A 16,473-nucleotide genomic window follows, 5' to 3' on the forward strand; every position below is an offset into this window, starting at 1 on the left:
GCGGCATGCAAGCTGTTTTTCCCCATATCGATCCGCAGACCTACCGGCCGCATGCCCTGCATGCGCAGGACCGGATTTGGCCGGAGACCAACTGCTACGTTGATCTGTGGATCGAGGTTCTCGCCGCACAGAACCTGCCGCCGGAAGCAATGCTGGGCTTCACCCTGAACCAGGACTTTGAAGGTGATCAGTTTACCTTTTTCAAGGTGCCGCTGGAGGATCTGGAGACGCTTTATGGCATTCGCGTCGGCGAGCTTGCCATCTTTGACACGGTGGAAAGCCACGTGGCCGCACAGATGGTACGGGGCCGCCTCACCCTCGTGGAAATGGACAGCTATTTCATGCCGGACACCCATGGGGTGGGCTACCGCAGCGAGCACGGCAAGACGACAGTCGCCATCAACCGCATGGATACGCAAAAACGCAGCCTCGACTATTTCCACAATGGCGGCTTCTTCCGTCTGGACGGCGACGATTTTGACGGCCTGTTCCAACGTCATCTGACTGATGAGGACATGCCGTTCCTGCCCTATACGGAATTTGCAAAATTCCCCGACCAGCCAGCCGATGCCACATCCATACGCGCGAAATCCGCACGTCTGCTGCCCGGCCATTTCGCCCGCCGGCCCGCGGCAAATCCCATTCGTGCGTTCATGGATGTGTTTCCGCGGCAAGCCGAGGCCGTGGCGGAACGGCCCTTTGCGTTCTTCCATAAATACGCCTTCAACACGATGCGCCAGCTGGGTGCCAACTTCGAACTTGCCGCCAGCCATCTCACATGGCTGCGCCCGGATGGAGGCCTTGCGGCGGCAGCAAAGGATGCGATCCGCATTGCCGAGGTCGCCAAGGCGGCACAGTTCCAGCTTGCCCGTGCCGTCACGCGCAAGAAATTTGCCCCGTTGGCCGATGCGCTCCTTCCCGCCGCCGATGCATGGGACAGCATGATGGATATTCTGGCTTCGGAACTCGGCCATCCCAAAGTGCACGCCGCTGCCGAAAGCCACGTGGACGCCTGACGCGGATGGAGAGCGTGCCGCTGCCGATCAGTAACGAGGGTGGTCAACTTCTCGCCGATGCGTGGCACCTCATCCTGACGGCATCGGGCGAAGCATCCGGACCGGATCAGTTGCGCCGCGAAGGCGCTTTGCCCAATGTCCCGGTACCCGGCACAGTGGCGGAAGCCCTGGAACAGGCCGGCCAGTTTGAGCGTGGCGCTCCCTTTCCGCTCAATCAACAGGACGCCTGGTATATCAGGACATTCAGCAACGAACCGGCGGGAACGGCCATTCTCCGTTTCGAAGGGCTGGCGACAATCGCTGAAGTCTATTGGAACGGCAGCCGCATTCTGCAGTCCGGCAATATGTTCCTGTCGTCGGACGTTGCAGTCGAATTGACCGGCAGGGACGAGCTTGCCATATGTTTTCGCGCATTGGCGCCTCTTCTCAACCGGAAGGGGCCGCGCGCACGCTGGCGCACGCAACTGATGAACGAACAGGGCCTGCGTCTGCTGCGGACCACGCCTCTCGGCTACATGCCCGGCTGGTGTCCCGAAATTCATCCGGCAGGTCCATGGCGCCCGGTACGGCTGTTGCGGCCGGGCTCCGAGCCGATAGCGGATATTGACATCCACAGCGCATTGACCGGCGGTGAAGACGGCGTTCTCAACGTGAGCTTTGCCTGGTCGGGCCCGTTCGAACACCCCGTGGTGGAATGTGCCGGCTGCAGCATCGAAGCCGTTCTGAACGATGACGGCCGCTGGCATGCGCGTCTTGATGTACCCGGTGTGACCCAGTGGTGGCCCCACACGCACGGTTCGCCCGTCCTGCATGACGTCGTGCTCCGTGCCGGGCATGAAACATATCGGCTGGGGCGCACCGGCTTCAGGAGCCTGGAGATCGACCGGGGTGAGAACAGCCAGGGCTTTGCCTTGATCGTCAACGGCAAGCGCATTTTCTGCCGGGGCGCCGTCTGGAGTTCCGCCGACATTGTCCGCCTGCCGGGCAAGCGCGAGGACTACGCAGTCTGGCTGCGCCTTGCCGCGCAAGCCGGAATGAACATGATCCGTATCAGCGGCATAACGGTCTACGAAAGCAATGATTTCTTCGATCTGTGCGACGAGCTCGGCATCCTGGTCTGGCAGGATTTCATGTTCGCCAATTTCGATTATCCCGTGAAGGATGTGGAGTTTTCAGCGCAAGTCGACGCGGAAGCCCGGCAATTGCTCAAGAGAACACGCGCGGCCCCATCCCTGGCGGTCCTGTGCGGTGGCAGCGAAATCTACCAGCAGGGCTCCATGCTGGGCCTGCCGGAAACCGTATGGAAAGGGCCGCTGACCGAGGAAATCCTGCCGTCCCTGTCCCGCAGCCTGCGTCCGGACGTGCCGTACGTTGCCAATTCGCCATGCGACGGTGCGCTGCCCTTTATCGCCAATGCCGGCGTCAGCCACTATTACGGCGTCAGTGCCTATTGCCGGCCGCTGGAGGATGCGCGCCGCGCCAATGTCCGCTTCGCCACGGAATGCCTGGCGTTTTCCAACGTTCCGGAAGCCCGCACATTGACGGCGCACCTGAACGTGCCTGCAGTCCACCATCCCCGCTGGAAGGCAAGGGTACCCCGCGACAACAATGTATCCTGGGACTTCGAGGATGTGCGGGAGGCCTATCTCGCCATGCTGTACGGCTTCGACCCGATGACACTGCGCCGCGAAGACATGCCGTCCTACCTGCACCTGTCCCGGGCGGTAACGGCTGAAGTGATGGAAGCCACCTTTGCCGAGTGGCGGCGGCCGGGAAGCAGCTGCTGGGGCGGGCTGGTCTGGATGCTGCAGGATCTTTTGCCGGGGGCGGGCTGGGGCGTCATCGACAGCACGGGGGAACCGAAGGCCGCATGGTACGGATTGAAACGTGCCTGGCGCCCCGTCAATCTCACCCTCACCGATGAGGGCGTCAATGGTCTTGCGCTTCACATCGTCAATGAACGGCCGCACGGGCTGGAAGCCAGCGTGGAGGTCACATCACTGCGCGCCGGGAAACAGCCGGTTGTATCAGGCCGCCGTGATCTGACGCTCGAACCCGGCCAATCATTGACGCTGGCAGCGACGGATCTGTTCGGTGCCTTCTTTGACACAACCTATGCCTATCGCTTTGGCCCGGTTTCCCATGATGTGACCGTGGCCCGCCTGAAAGACCCGCAGTCCGGCAGGGTTCTCGCCGAAGCTTTCCATTTTCCGCAGGGCCGGACGCAAGCCTTCCATGAGGCGGCGGTCGAAACCGCCCTTACCCTGGAGGGCAATGTCTGGTTCCTTGAGCTGACCACGCCCGTGCTCGCCCAGTCAGTCCATGTGGATATCGAGGGATACCGCCCCGATGACAACTGGTTTCATCTGGCGCCTGGCGAGACCAAGCGGCTCGAATTGATCCCGCGGGAGGGCACTGCGCTTTCGACCCGCCCAACCGGCGAGATCCGTATTGCCGGAAGTTCCCGCATCGTCTGGTTTGAGTGATCGTCAGCCCTGAAAACGCAGCGCCATCCGTTCGAGCGCGTCAATATAGATAGTGCGGGCATGTTGCGGTGTGAGATTGTGATCCGCATCGGGGATCTTCTTGACCGACACATTGGGATACCCGGCAATCCTGTCTTCCCGCGTATCGAAGTAGTAGCCGAAATATTCAAGTCCGGGATCCCGGTAGCTGTAGAGCAGTTCAACGGGACTCTGCCTGTCCTTCAACACGCCGAATGCCTTGTAGACGGCCCTGCCTTCTGTCGTCCGGCCTCGAAGCAGATGCCGCGCCCGTTTGGCAATGCGCCGGCCTATTCCTCCGGCAACGTTTCGGGCAATGCCGACAAAATCCAGTTCGCCGCGGACGAGACGTTTGAATGTCGAAGCGCGCAACAGCCGACTGCCATATTCTTCCAGGGTTCTGCTGCCTTCACGCACGGCCTCATCGACCGAACGTCCCGGTTCCCAGTAAAAGGTGATGGGATTGACGAGGACCGCACCGGACAGGCGCGGATCGGCAACGATGTTCTGAAATCCGAGATAAGCGCCGCTGCAACGGCCCGCAGCGATGATTGCCGCAGTGCCAAGACTACCCAGGAAAGACAGCGCTTCGGCAACATCGGCATTCTGCGCATCATGATAGAGCACTTGATCCGGAATACCCGGCACCGGCGGACTATCGGACGCATTGGCCGTATCAAACCGGAGCGAAGCGACGCCGCGCCGTGCCAGCGCGCGCGCTATGGTGACAATCGTGCGCCCCCAACCCGCATGCCTGTCATAGGCAGAGGTCAGAAACAGCACCGTTGCCCCGCGCCGTGTACCTTGCGGCTCGCACAGTACGCCATAGAGCCGGTCACCACGACCGAAACGCAGCGGGGTTTCCGCAAAACCATCGCCCTGCAACGTCCCGGCTTTCACGTCCCGAACGACAGGTGCACGGGCTTCGATGGGCGGGAAGCGTCCTGCAACACCGGCGGCCCAATCGACAATGCGGTCGGCAACGGCGAGCGGCAGCTGCGAGATGACAGGATTGGAAACCAGTTTGTCATAGCTGGTGTAGTCCTCGGTCACCGTATCCATGCCGAGCTGGCTGAGATGCGCCGCGAACTCCCGGTCGGACGGTCGGTCCACCCGCGCCAAGACCAGACATTCCGCTGCAATCTTGCTGCCAAGTGTCATCAGGTTTGCCCGGCGCAATCCTTCCGCCACTTCGGCGGGCAGTTTCAACGAGGCAATCGACACACCAGTTTTGTCGCGCTGGGCTTCCGGCAAGCCAAGGTCGGCGTCAACCATGCCGGACCAGATCGATAGTTCACGCGTATAGTGTCGGCCTGAAACGACCGGAGCCATGAACGCAATGGCTTCAAGCCCGTCAATCCGGCCCGCCGCATCGGCGGCGACAACGCAACCCAATCCCTGGCTCAAAACGATGATGCGCTGGCAGCCCGAGAGGTCCTTCAACAGCCCCGCCCCGGCCACAAGCGCGTCACTCCAGACCGCCAGCCCCCTTGAAAAGTCGCCATCATCCAGCGCGTCACCGGTTCCCGGCCAATCGAAGCGGAAGGACGGGATGCCCTTCTCAGCCAGTTTCTCCGCAATGATGCGCCAGAATTTGCGGGTGCACAGTTCTTCCAGCCCCCACGGGCTGGCGAAAAGCACCGCCGTACTGCCCGGATGATCCGAATCAGCCCTTTGAAAAAGTCCAATCGTCTGATTGAAAACAACAGGCTGCGCCGCCGCCCGCCCCCCTATCCTTATTGCGTCCGCAAGTTCCCCGGACTGGATATGGATTTCCTTGTTCATGGTCCGCCTCGCCCCCGATGCTGAAGGAACTGATCTAGCAGAGGAACAGGGGCAATGGCCACCGGCCCTTTCCATCCCGGTTACCAAACGCATAAGAATTCGACCCGCTGCACGGGAGAGCCAACAGCCGTAGTGACAATCGGCCGGAGTCTCCATTAACATCACGCCGGATTACCTTGGGGCGGCCAATGGTTGAATCAGGTCGTTTTCCTGCTTCGCACCGGACGCCGCTGACCCGTATATTGACATCGCGGGAGAAAAGCATGGCCTCTTACAAATATGGAAAATACCTGCTGAGATACGAGAGCGACCAGTTTGACAAAGAATTCGAACCCGGATCGATCCCCTACAATTCCGGCATATACCGCTGCAAAAACTGCGGTGAGGAAATAGCTGCGACAGAAGGCGTACCGCTGCCGGCTCAACACCGGCACTCGAATAACCTGCCAATCGTCTGGCAATTGCTCGTCTATGCGGCTCCCAGAGACTGAATATCCGGACACTACAAGAGCTGGCGGCGTTCCCGTTACATCGCCGCCCGCGAGCAGCAGAGGCCTTTCACAACAATGGGTGTTCCACAGCCAAGCGGCCCGGATTTGCAAATTGGAAGCCTAAGCGCTTTTCAATTTCGCCGAATGCGGCCATAGTTGCGGCGTTCGAATTGGAGGATTAAATGAAAAAAATTCTGATCACGGCAACAATACTCTTTGCTGCTCTTGGGTCAGCGGCACAGGCTGACGGAACTCTGGACAAGATCAAGTCCTCTGGCACCATCACGCAGGGTGTCCGGGAGTCATCCGGATTGGCCTATACGCTCGGCAACGGCGTCTACACCGGCTATCACTACGATGTTTGCCAGAATATCATTGCGGACATCAAGAAGAAGCTTGGGCTTGAAAAGCTGGACATCCGGTATCAGCCCGTTACATCGCAGAACCGTGTGCCCCTGGTCCAGAACGGCACCGTTGATCTCGAATGCGGCTCAACAACGAACAACACCGCACGCGCAAAGGACGTTGCATTTGCCGATACCGTGTATGTCGAGGAAGTGAAAATTGCGGTCCGCGCCAACTCCAACATCAGCAAGCTGGAAGATCTGAACGGCAAGAACGTGGCGACCACGACCGGCACCACTTCTGTTCAGACCTTGCGCAAAAACAAGCGCGGCAAAGACATTACCTTCAACGAGGTCTACGGCAAGGATCACGCCGACAGCTTCCTGCTCCTGCAGAGCGGCCGCGCCGATGCGTTCGTGATGGACGCCTCGATCCTCGCGGCCAATATTGCCCGGGCACAAAAGCCGAGCGATTTCAAGGTTCTGCCGGAAGTCCTGTCCGTTGAACCGATCGCCATCATGATCCGCAAGGACGACCCCGAGTTCAAGAAGGCGGTCGATGAAAGCATCGTGGAACAGATCAAGGCGGGCACCATCGCCAAGCTCTACGACAAGTGGTTCATGCAGCCCATTCCGCCGAACAATGTTTCGCTGAACATGCCGGCCTCGGAAGCAACAAAGGAAGCCTGGGCCAATCCGAACGACAAGCCGACCGAGGACTACAAGCAACCCGGTCAATAGGTTTGAGCTTACCAGGGCCGGGAAACGTGCAGTACCGGCCCTGTTGATGCAACACGTGCGGGTGGGCGAGATATGATGGCGTATTGGCAGAACGTATGGGATCGCTGGCAGTTTCTTTGGGATGACCGGGGTGACGGCGTCACCTACTTTCAATGGATGCTGTCGGCTTGGGGCTACACGGTGGCTGTGGCCGCCACCTCGCTCGTGATCGCTCTGGTGTTCGGCATCGTCATTGGCACGTTGCGCACGCTGTCGGGACACCGGGTCATCTCCGCCTTCGCGGCGGGATGGGTTGAACTTTTCCGCAATATTCCCATCCTCGTCCAGCTCTTCATCTGGTTCTTCGTGATTTCCGAACTCGTTCCGGGCATGCGGAGTGTGCCGGGCTTCGTTTTGGCCTGCTGTGCGCTCGGCTTCTTCACCTCCGCCCGTATCGCCGAACAGATACGCGCCGGTATCCAGGCTTTGCCGACAGGCCAGCGCAACGCCGCCTATGCTGTCGGTTTTACCCAGTTCCAAACCTACCGCTATGTGATCCTGCCGCAGACCTTCCGCATCATCATCCCGCCGCTGACCAGCGAAGCGATGAATATCGTCAAGAACTCGTCGGTCGCCTTTGCGGTATCGATTCCCGAACTGATCAGCTTCGCCATGCAGACACAGGAAGAGACGTCGCGCGGGGTCGAGGTCTATCTGGCAGCCACGGTGCTCTATGCGGTAACCGCGCTGGTGGTCAACCGGGTCATGGCCTTCATGGAACGGCGGATGCGCATACCCGGCCTGACGGTCCAGACGCAGGGAGCGCATTGATGGCTACGCTCGACTTTTCATTCTATACATGGGCCAATATCAGCAATTATCTGCTCAGCGGCCTCTATTTCAGCGTCTCGCTTACGATCGCCGCCACCATTGGCGGCATTGCCCTCGGCACCGTCATTGCCCTGATGCGCCTGTCCAACGTCAAGCCGCTGGAATATATCGCCACGTGGTATGTCAATGTGTTTCGCAGCGTGCCGCTGGTGATGGTGATCCTCTGGTTTTTCCTGCTGGTGCCATCCGGTTTTTACGACCTGTTCCCGGGTGGAAGCGGCCAGAAATACCGGGCCGAGATTTGCGCCCTGATTACCTTCATTGTCTTTGAAGCCGCCTTCTTCAGCGAGATCGTGCGCGCCGGCATCCAATCCCTGCCGCGCGGTCAGACGAATGCGGGGCAGGCTCTCGGCATGACCTATGCGCAGAACATGCGCTACATCATCCTGCCCCAGGCGATCCGCAACATGCTGCCGGTCTTCCTGACCCAGACCATCGTGCTGTTCCAGGATACCTCGCTGGTCTATGCCATCGGCGCCTACGACATCCTCAAGGGTTTCGAAATCATGGGCAATACGTTCGGCAGGCGGATCGAAACCTATCTCCTCGCTGCCGTGGTCTATTTCGTCATCTCCTTTTTCTTGTCCATGCTCGTCAAGAAACTGAACCAGAAAATCCGCATCGTGCGCTGAACTGAAGGACGCAATCACAATGATCGAAATGAAAAGCGTTTCCAAATGGTATGGCACGACTCAGGTCCTCAACGACTGCTCGGTCAAGATCAACAAGGGAGAAGTTGTCGTCGTTTGCGGGCCGTCCGGCTCAGGCAAATCCACCCTGATCAAGACCATCAACGCGCTTGAACCGATCCAGAAGGGTGAAATCTGGATCGACGGCGTCGCCGTTCACGACAAGGCCACCGACCTGCCGAAATTGAGAAGCCGCGTCGGGATGGTCTTCCAGCACTTCGAACTGTTTCCGCATCTTTCGGTCACCGACAACCTCATCATTGCCCAGATAAAGGTGCTTGGCCGCCGGCGCGACGAGGCCAAGAAACGCGGCCTGCAAATGCTGGAGCGTGTCGGCCTCATCGATCATCAGCACAAATTCCCCGGCCAGCTCTCCGGCGGCCAGCAGCAGCGTGTGGCCATCGCCCGCGCACTCTCCATGGATCCGATCATCATGCTTTTTGACGAGCCGACATCGGCGCTTGATCCGGAGATGGTGGGCGAGGTGCTGGACGTCATGGTCGGTCTCGCCTCGGAAGGCATGACCATGATGGTCGTGACCCACGAAATGGGCTTTGCCCGGAAAGTCTCCAACCGCGTCATTTTCATGGATGTCGGCGGACGCATTCTCGAGGATACGACCAAGGATGAGTTCTTCGGCAAGATCGAGGACCGCCAGCCGCGCACGCGCGAGTTTCTTAACAAGATTCTACAGTATTGAGGTAGCGGCAGGGGCGACCGTCCCCGCTTTGTTCAGGCCATCACTGGGTGCCGACCGGGCGTGGCGGATAGATGGCCTGCACCTGTGTGGACCTGGGCGTGCCGGATATCGCACCTGTCGTCATACCCGACGTGCCGGGGTGGGTTTTTCCGGCAATCAGCATATCTTCGTGCACCCAGCCGATCATGTCGGTAGCGGGGATCACGATATGATGCCATTTGCCGGTTTTGCCATAGGAGCGCATTTCGCGTCCCTTTTCCACGGTACCCGCCGGTTCGGATTTGTCCCACGCATTGCGCCGCAAGGTCAGTCGTTCCCGGGCGTACACCACCGACGGCGTCATGTTGGGCATGTTGATCCCGCGTGGCAGGTGAATGCCCGTCCGCTCCGCAGGACCAACGGCCAAGGCCGGGCGCTGCAATGGTTGCGGCTGCTGCAATGCTGCCCGCTGCAACGGCGTGGGCACCACGGGATTCGGCTGTGCGCCGACGGGAACGGAGGGGCGCGGGATCGGAGCATTGAAAGCGGTAGCCGGAATGTTCTCCTGACGCGGCGCGGCTTTCACTGTCTGTTTCACATCTGCGTCTGGCTTTGCGGCGGCTGATCGACTGGTCTGTGCCGCTGGACGCTCGAACCATCCGGCGAAGGCTTTGAGCGGGCCTTTGTGCTGCGTTGCCGACCATACGCTCAATGCGCCAACGCCGACAATCACGGCAAGAGCCAGGAATATACCCATCGAGGACCCGCCCGATGCCGAGCGCGAGGATGATCGCTTCGGCGAACGTGACGGTGAACGGGTGCTGCGCTTTCTCTTGGCCATATGAATCCTGCCCTCTTCGGCCCAGTTGCGGTCGGGCCAGATCAACATCGGGTTTGACAACGTTCCTGAGCGTCGAATCGCGATGTCACCCAGCCTGACAGGGCTTCCTTGGTATTTCGTTACCGGCAGCAAGGACATGGTACATCAGCAGCTTGAGGGACGCGGTGGCTGGCGTCGCGGACGATTTTCATCCCGTTATGCCGAGCCCGATACTCTGCCGAACACGTTCCCTAAAGCCCGAGATTTCCGATATGGCTTCAGCCCTGTGTACATTGCACACAGATACGTGTACAAAGCACACATGACCATGGACCGGATCTTTGCGGCGGCCAAAGCCGTACTCGAACAGGACGGAATCGCGGGACTCACCATCCGAAAGGTGGCGCAGAGCGCGCAGATGTCGACGATGGCGATGTACCGCCACTTCGCCGACAAGAACGCTCTGCTGAACGCTTTGATGGCGGACGGACTTCGGGCCTGGGAAGAGCGCGCGCGCGCCATTGGCACATCCGATCCGATGGAATGGCTGGAGGAGCTCGGCGAAGCTTACCTGGACTTCGCCATCACGGAACCCCACCGGTTCGACGCGGCGTTCTTCCTGCCCGCGCCCGAGGCGCGCCGCTTTCCAGACGACTTTGCGGCCGGTCGCTCGCCCGTGTTGACCATGGCCATGAAGCGCATCGAAGAGGCGCAGGCAGAGGGACGCATCGGGGACACTACCGCGCTCGAAATCGCCTTGGCGCTCGCGGCGCTCGGTCAAGGTCTCGTCTCGATGCATCGCGCCAACCGCTTTTCGAGCGAGACGCAGTTCAAAGCGCTCTACCGCACGGCCCTTCACCAATGCCTCGCTTCATTCCAATCTGCTCGGAGAACAAGATGATCGCCGTCCTCGCTGCGCTGCTGAGCGGCGCGATGTTCTACCTGTCACAGGGCTTCGACGACGTATGGATGCTGGCTTGGTTCGCACCGGTGCCGCTGCTGTGGCTGGCCTACGGAAAGCAACCGATGTGGCAGGTGATGGCGGCGAGCGCGGCCGCGATCCTGGCAAGCGGCGGCTACATACTGCAACTGCCTTACATACCGCCGCTCTTCATAATCGTGCCTGTGCTGCTGCTTTACGTTGGCATGTTTTGCGCCGCTGTCTGGTTCGCGCGCTTTGTACACCTCTGGGCGCATCCGTTCGCCACACTCGTCGCGTTTCCAGCATGGTGGACGGCGGTCGAATTCCTGAGCCAGCTTCCATCGCCGAACGGCACCTACGGCTCGTTTGCCTACAGCACGATGTCAGCGCCCATCCTGATCCAGAGCGCTTCGCTCTTGGGAATGTATGCCGTCACATTCCTCATTTGCCTCTTCGCCAACACCATTGCCTTGGCGTTACGCGCCAGGCGGGAGACCATCACCGCCATCACTCTGGGCATTGCGATCTGCGCGGCGAACTTGGCGTTCGGGTTCGTGCGTCTGGCCCAGCCACAGCCGTCCACCGTCCGGGTGGCAGGCATCGTGGATGAATCCATTGTAGCGAACGCCTGGCGCGCGCATGCTTTGCCGGAGGATCTTGCGGTGACGACAGCCTACGCACAGGAAATCCGTGAAGCGGCTCGCCAGGGCGCCCGTTTCATCGTGACGTCGGAAGGGGGCATGGCATCGATCCCTGAGGCGCAGTCGGCCATCATCGCGCCGCTTGCGTCCGCGTCCAGGGAAACAGGAGTACGGATCATTGCCGGCTTCCATTCTGACCACCCGCCAGCCGATTTCGCGCTTGCATTCGACCCCACGGGACCGACGCAGCGCTATGACAAGCGGCATCCCGTGCCAGGGCTTGAAGAGCGCTACGTGCCCGGTCACGCCTCCGGGACCCTGGCCGACGGATTCGCAATGGAGATCTGCAAAGACATGGATTTCCCCAGCACCATTCGCTTCGATGCCGTGAACGGAGCCCGGCTGGCAGGTGTGCCGGCGGGCGACTTCGGCATCGACGGCTGGCAGCATGCACGAATGGCCATCATGCGCGGCGTCGAGAATGGATTTTCCATGATGCGTCCCGCCCACCATGGTCTGGTGATCGCCAGCGATGCGCAAGGCCGTGTCATCGCCATGAAAGAGGATGCACCGACGGGCCTCACCATGGTGGTCACGGACCTTCCGCTTGGCCCCGGGCCGACGCTTTACACGCGGATCGGCGATCTCTTCGCATGGCTGTGCCTCGCTTCAACACTTTCGATCGCCATTCTCTCGATGTTGAAACGTCGGCGCGCAGTCACCGCTGCCTGATGCCGTCACCGGTTGCTCAAGGTTCGGATATCGAACCGACGCTCAAACTTGCTGGTCCGCGCCGATCAGGCAGCGGTCACTGTTAAAAAAGGAATCGTCATGCGTGTCTCCGTTAAGTTGCAGTTGCGGAGACAGACCATTATGCCGAGCTTCAATCCTGGATGACCGGAAATCTCGGGTTTTAAGGAATGGGCTCGGGATAAGTGCTAGATCTGCGCTTCGATGGCTGCCTTGTCTATCACCGACCATACCAGGCTGATCTTTCCGTCTCGAAACTGGTAGAATACATTTTCGCTGAAGGACACCTTCCTCCCATTGATGGGAAGACCAAAGAAATTCCCTTTTGGCGTCACGTTAAACAGGAGGCGGGCAGCAATATAGGATTGGTCGGAAATCAGCAGCTCAATATTGAAATACAGGTCCGGAATTTCCGCAAAGTCGTTCTCCAGCAGCACTCGATACCCTGTCAACCCAATCAGCTTTCCGTTGTAGCGCACGTCCTCCTGAACGAACGTTCCGAGGTTCGGCCAATCCTGCGTATTCAAGCAGGAAATATAGGCGTTATAGATTTCCGCGAGGTTAGTCTCAGTCATGATAACGGCTCCTTGGCTGCCCGTGAGGTTCAGGACGAGGCGAATACGTGCATCGGTCATCGCATTAAGACTCAACCTGCGGCGGCAACTTTCTCATCATGCCGATGATCATCGGCTTATTCTATAAAGCAACTGGACAAATCGCGATAATTTCAATCTATTAGACCGAAGATTCAAATTGAATCAGTGTTATTGCAGGGGGGATTGAGCAATGAACATGAGAAGCTTTCTCACACTACTTGTTTTTTGTTCCACGATAATATTCTCGGCAGGCTCTGCTCTTGCTGATGTCGCCTATACAACCGGGAATGTTAATCTTCGCACCGGTCCGGCAACACATTACACCCGCGTTGGTACTCTGGCTGCGGGAATACGCGTGAATGTTCTGGCTTGCCAATCAAACTGGTGCCGGATCGGACGGCAGGGCATCCGGGGATGGGTGTCAGCCAACTATCTCGATCGCGTGGCCGTTCACAGGCCTGCCATTGTGGTTCGGCCGACGATTGTTGTGCGGCCTCCCTATTATCATGGCCACCGCCCGCCGCCGCGGCCCCACCGCCCTCGCCCGAATTGCAAGATCGCGCCAGGATTCTCTTGCCGGTGAAATCTCGCCATTGTTCCTTCAACCGCACGGTTGGAGGAACGGCGCCATGCATTAATTTGCCCTGATCCGATCAGTGTCGGCATTTGCGATGCTCCCGACGGACCGGTGTCCGTGTGCGGGCTGTGCGGCAATACCTGCCAATCCGCCTACATTCATCCAAATGCCATTAACCGTAAATCGCCTTGCGGGTCAGTAACATTAAAATAAATCATTTTCATTCCGCAGATTAGCGTGTAGAAACGCATTCTTATTTCTGAGATTTCGCATCTATCAATACCCATCTCAACTTGAATACAACTGATCATCCCCTGAGTGTTGTTACGAGTAGGTATGCGTCGATGAAATTCATTAGCCGGAATATTCTCGGACTAGCTCTGCTCTTATCTTCCAGCCTCTTTCTTCATGCAAATGCCGTGGCTGAACCAAGCATTTGCATCCGGCTTCGCCAGCAGCTCAAACTGCCGATCAGGGACGAACCGCAGGTCAATAGAGCTGTCCAAGAGCAGGCGATGAAGCTGCAGCAAGCACGCGCACGCGCCAATCAGGCGGGTTGCGGCAACACGCTCTTTTCCAGGGGAGACCCGAAGCAATGCGCGCGTTTTCAACAGAATGTTGAAAGTATTGCGGCCGAGCTTGAGAGGCGCAAGCGTGCGGAAACCCGTTCCAAAGGCTCCCCTTCCTCCAAAGCGCACATTCTTGCGGCACTGAAAGCAAATGGGTGCGCTGAAGAGCGGCGGCAGGGGCTGCTCGAGGCGCTTTTCGGCAATTCAGCGTCCGAACCGGAAGTAACGAAAGTCGCAACGCTTCCCAGGCAGGCGATCGAACGGAAACGGCCGCGGCAACCGACGCAAAACCCTGATGCGTCCAGTACGAAACTCTATCGAACACTCTGTGTGCGAACGTGCGATGGGTATTATTTTCCGATCTCTTTCGCCGTCCAGACCAAATATTTCGATCGCGACCAGAACACCTGCAGTGAAATGTGTCCCGCGTCGCCGGTAAAATTGTATTCCCATGCTATACCGGAGCAGTCTTCCGAGGATATGATCTCCGTCGAAACCAAGATTCCCTATAAGGACCTGCCCACCGCTTTCAACTATCGTCTTGCCGACGCTCCGCCAGTGGCCAATTGCACGTGCCACAATGCGCAGCAATCATTAAAAACATCGGTCAGTGCGGTGGCCCCCGCCGGTCAAGGAGCTTCAACAGCCCTTGGGCCTGAATTGCCAATCGCGCAACACCCCTCCGAGGCGGAGACAGCAGCGGACTCTAACGCCGCATCCAAAGGCAGCGGCAACCCCTTTGGCAGCGTCTTGGCAGAACCCACCCAGGAGAATGATCGGCGAAATGTACGTATCGTCGGTTCGGCATATCTTCCCGATGAAGAACGGAAAATTGATTTTAAGGCGCCGCGGCCAGCCGAGCCACTTTTTACGCAAGACCCTGATCGAGCAAACAGGTTCACATTCGGCATGGCCATCGAAACAGTTGCGACCGATATACTGAAGCGTCTTGGAGACTAAGAATTGGCACTCGAAGTGCCTTAGCAATTGACCTCCGATTCAAACCAGCGCCGCCACATATTGCGCAATGGGCAGGCAGGACGTCAGCCCCGGGCTTTCAATACCAAACAGATTGACCAGTCCTTTTACACCGTGCGACGACGGGCCCTCGATAAGGAAATCTGTCACCGTTTCGCCCGCAACACTCAGTTTTGGCCTGATGCCGCAATAGGCAGGCTGGAGAACCCCATCGGGCAACGCGGGCCAATATGTCCGTATTGCCTGGTAGAAACGCTCGGCCCGCGCCGGATCGACCGAATAGTCAATGGTATCCACCCATTCAACATCCGGACCAAACCGCATGCTGCCTCCCAGATCGAGCGTCAAGTGGATACCTAGACCTCCGGGCTCGGGCACGGGATAAATCAGATGCTGAAACGGCGCGGCACCCGGCACCGAGAAATAGTTTCCCTTTGCATATCGGCGCTCCGGCACATGATGCTTCGGCAATGCTGCAATTTTCGTCGCCAGTTCAGGCGCGTTGAGCCCGCAGGCATTGATAAACACGTCCGTGCGAAATTCATACGGCCGGTCAGTTTCCGTCTCGATGGTGTGAACGACAAAACCATCGCTGTCAGCGTCCACGGACACCACCTTGGTGTGGAATGCGATCATTGCATCGTGCGCCTGCGCATCTCCAAGCAGCGCCAGCATCAGATCATGGCAATCAACGATTCCGGTAGACGGAGACATAATCGCGGCCGTGCAGTTCAATTCCGGCTCGACGCGACGGGCTAGCGCTCCGGAAAGGAATTGCAGATCACCCGCACCGCACCTGCGGGCGCGCCCGGCGATTTCGGTCAGGGTCTCAACCTGCTGGTTATCAGTCGCAACGATCAGTTTGCCGCAGCGCTTATGCGCCACGCCGTATGCATTCGCAAACCGGTAGAGCGCGGCGTTACCTTCCACACAGAACTGCGCCTTCAAACTGGCTTCAGGGTAATAGAGGCCGGCGTGAATGACACCGGAATTGCGGGAACTTATTCCACTCCCCACCGCACCGCTCTCTTCGGCGATGAGCGTTTCGACGCCTCGTCTTGCAAATTCCCGCGCTATGGCAATCCCGATAACGCCACCGCCCGCAACAACGCAGCCTATGCGATCCACTCTTCACCCCATCGTAGATTCATGATGTCAGTTTTTTCTCCAGACTCTGGAGCGTCTCTATAATCTTGCTGCCGACCCGCTCATAGCTGGGATAGTGCAAAAGGTGTTCTTTGTCCCAGTCAGCCGGCGAGAGATCATTGGCACCATCCTGCGGCGCAAAATTCTTCAGCTCATTGAGAAACTCCTGAACCGAGCGCGCCGTTGGCGGGGTTCCTGTCGCCGCATACAGAAAAAGAGCACGAAGCCAGAACTGGATCGCCATCATTTCTGTCCGTATCTGCTCGTCCTCGATCATGGAAATCCTGGCTCACACGCAACGCCCTCAGAACCATTTCTTTACCACTTTTGTGAGCCGGATTGGTAATTGGTCTGA

Annotated in this window: 16 protein-coding genes; 11 read left to right on the plus strand and 5 right to left on the minus strand. The window is 58.7% G+C overall.

Annotated elements, in window-relative coordinates:
* Positions 1–5: 5 nt before the first annotated feature.
* Positions 6–1,016 carry a DUF1839 family protein gene (locus ACP7B1_RS15555; RefSeq protein ID WP_426137064.1) on the plus strand — a complete coding sequence of 337 codons (1,011 nt, stop codon included), beginning with the start codon at positions 6–8 and terminating at the stop codon, positions 1,014–1,016.
* 14 nt (positions 1,017–1,030) lie between these two features.
* Positions 1,031–3,502, plus strand: a complete 2,472-nt coding sequence (locus tag ACP7B1_RS15560) for a glycoside hydrolase family 2 protein (protein WP_426137065.1) — start codon at positions 1,031–1,033, stop codon at positions 3,500–3,502.
* Between the two features lie 3 nt (positions 3,503–3,505).
* On the opposite strand, the gene ACP7B1_RS15565 is transcribed toward ACP7B1_RS15560, so the two are convergent.
* Positions 3,506–5,305: an alpha/beta hydrolase gene (locus tag ACP7B1_RS15565; RefSeq protein ID WP_426137066.1), complete on the minus strand. Its 1,800-nt coding sequence runs from the start codon at positions 5,303–5,305 to the stop codon at positions 3,506–3,508.
* 263 nt (positions 5,306–5,568) lie between these two features.
* On the opposite strand from ACP7B1_RS15565, the gene ACP7B1_RS15570 reads away from it, so the two are divergent.
* The 5 genes from ACP7B1_RS15570 (at position 5,569) to ACP7B1_RS15590 (ending at position 9,140) form a co-directional block, all read left to right on the plus strand.
* Positions 5,569–5,796 (plus strand): hypothetical protein, encoded by a 228-nt coding sequence (locus tag ACP7B1_RS15570; RefSeq protein WP_403184417.1) that lies wholly within the window; start codon positions 5,569–5,571, stop codon positions 5,794–5,796.
* A 182-nt stretch (positions 5,797–5,978) separates the two neighbouring features.
* Positions 5,979–6,881, plus strand: coding sequence for an amino acid ABC transporter substrate-binding protein (locus ACP7B1_RS15575; protein WP_403184415.1), 903 nt, complete (start codon positions 5,979–5,981; stop codon positions 6,879–6,881).
* Between the two features lie 72 nt (positions 6,882–6,953).
* On the plus strand, positions 6,954–7,691 hold the full coding sequence (locus ACP7B1_RS15580) for an amino acid ABC transporter permease (RefSeq protein WP_223615274.1): 738 nt from the start codon (positions 6,954–6,956) through the stop codon (positions 7,689–7,691).
* On the plus strand, positions 7,691–8,383 hold the full coding sequence (locus ACP7B1_RS15585) for an amino acid ABC transporter permease (RefSeq protein ID WP_288194598.1): 693 nt from the start codon (positions 7,691–7,693) through the stop codon (positions 8,381–8,383). The genes ACP7B1_RS15580 and ACP7B1_RS15585 overlap by 1 nt, the downstream gene beginning before the upstream one ends.
* A gap of 19 nt (positions 8,384–8,402) precedes the next feature.
* Positions 8,403–9,140, plus strand: coding sequence for an amino acid ABC transporter ATP-binding protein (locus ACP7B1_RS15590; RefSeq protein ID WP_223615276.1), 738 nt, complete (start codon positions 8,403–8,405; stop codon positions 9,138–9,140).
* A 40-nt stretch (positions 9,141–9,180) separates the two neighbouring features.
* On the opposite strand, the gene ACP7B1_RS15595 is transcribed toward ACP7B1_RS15590, so the two are convergent.
* Positions 9,181–10,008 (minus strand): hypothetical protein, encoded by an 828-nt coding sequence (locus ACP7B1_RS15595; RefSeq protein WP_426137067.1) that lies wholly within the window; start codon positions 10,006–10,008, stop codon positions 9,181–9,183.
* 253 nt (positions 10,009–10,261) lie between these two features.
* On the opposite strand from ACP7B1_RS15595, the gene ACP7B1_RS15600 reads away from it, so the two are divergent.
* Together ACP7B1_RS15600 and ACP7B1_RS15605 are read left to right on the plus strand one after the other, a co-directional pair.
* A complete protein-coding gene (locus ACP7B1_RS15600) occupies positions 10,262–10,840 on the plus strand; it encodes a TetR/AcrR family transcriptional regulator (protein WP_426137068.1) in 579 nt (192 codons plus the stop codon).
* A complete protein-coding gene (locus ACP7B1_RS15605) occupies positions 10,837–12,234 on the plus strand; it encodes a nitrilase-related carbon-nitrogen hydrolase (RefSeq protein ID WP_426137069.1) in 1,398 nt (465 codons plus the stop codon). The genes ACP7B1_RS15600 and ACP7B1_RS15605 overlap by 4 nt, the downstream gene beginning before the upstream one ends.
* Positions 12,235–12,440: 206 nt before the next feature.
* On the opposite strand, the gene ACP7B1_RS15610 is transcribed toward ACP7B1_RS15605, so the two are convergent.
* Positions 12,441–12,827 carry an ester cyclase gene (locus ACP7B1_RS15610; protein WP_426137105.1) on the minus strand — a complete coding sequence of 129 codons (387 nt, stop codon included), beginning with the start codon at positions 12,825–12,827 and terminating at the stop codon, positions 12,441–12,443.
* 217 nt (positions 12,828–13,044) lie between these two features.
* On the opposite strand from ACP7B1_RS15610, the gene ACP7B1_RS15615 reads away from it, so the two are divergent.
* Complete coding sequence (locus ACP7B1_RS15615) at positions 13,045–13,431, plus strand: SH3 domain-containing protein (RefSeq protein ID WP_223615373.1); 387 nt, start codon at positions 13,045–13,047, stop codon at positions 13,429–13,431.
* 338 nt (positions 13,432–13,769) lie between these two features.
* On the plus strand, positions 13,770–14,954 hold the full coding sequence (locus ACP7B1_RS15620) for a DUF2865 domain-containing protein (RefSeq protein WP_426137070.1): 1,185 nt from the start codon (positions 13,770–13,772) through the stop codon (positions 14,952–14,954).
* Between the two features lie 39 nt (positions 14,955–14,993).
* Here the strand turns inward: ACP7B1_RS15620 and ACP7B1_RS15625 are convergent, their stop codons facing one another.
* Positions 14,994–16,100, minus strand: a complete 1,107-nt coding sequence (locus tag ACP7B1_RS15625) for an NAD(P)/FAD-dependent oxidoreductase (protein WP_426137071.1) — start codon at positions 16,098–16,100, stop codon at positions 14,994–14,996.
* 19 nt (positions 16,101–16,119) lie between these two features.
* Entirely contained in the window at positions 16,120–16,395 is a 276-nt protein-coding gene (locus tag ACP7B1_RS15630) for a hypothetical protein (RefSeq protein WP_105735295.1), read from the minus strand.
* Positions 16,396–16,473: the final 78 nt, after the last annotated feature.

This window comes from Phyllobacterium sp. SL163 (assembly GCF_049896885.1).
Taxonomy (GTDB): Bacteria; Pseudomonadota; Alphaproteobacteria; order Rhizobiales; family Rhizobiaceae; genus Phyllobacterium; species Phyllobacterium calauticae.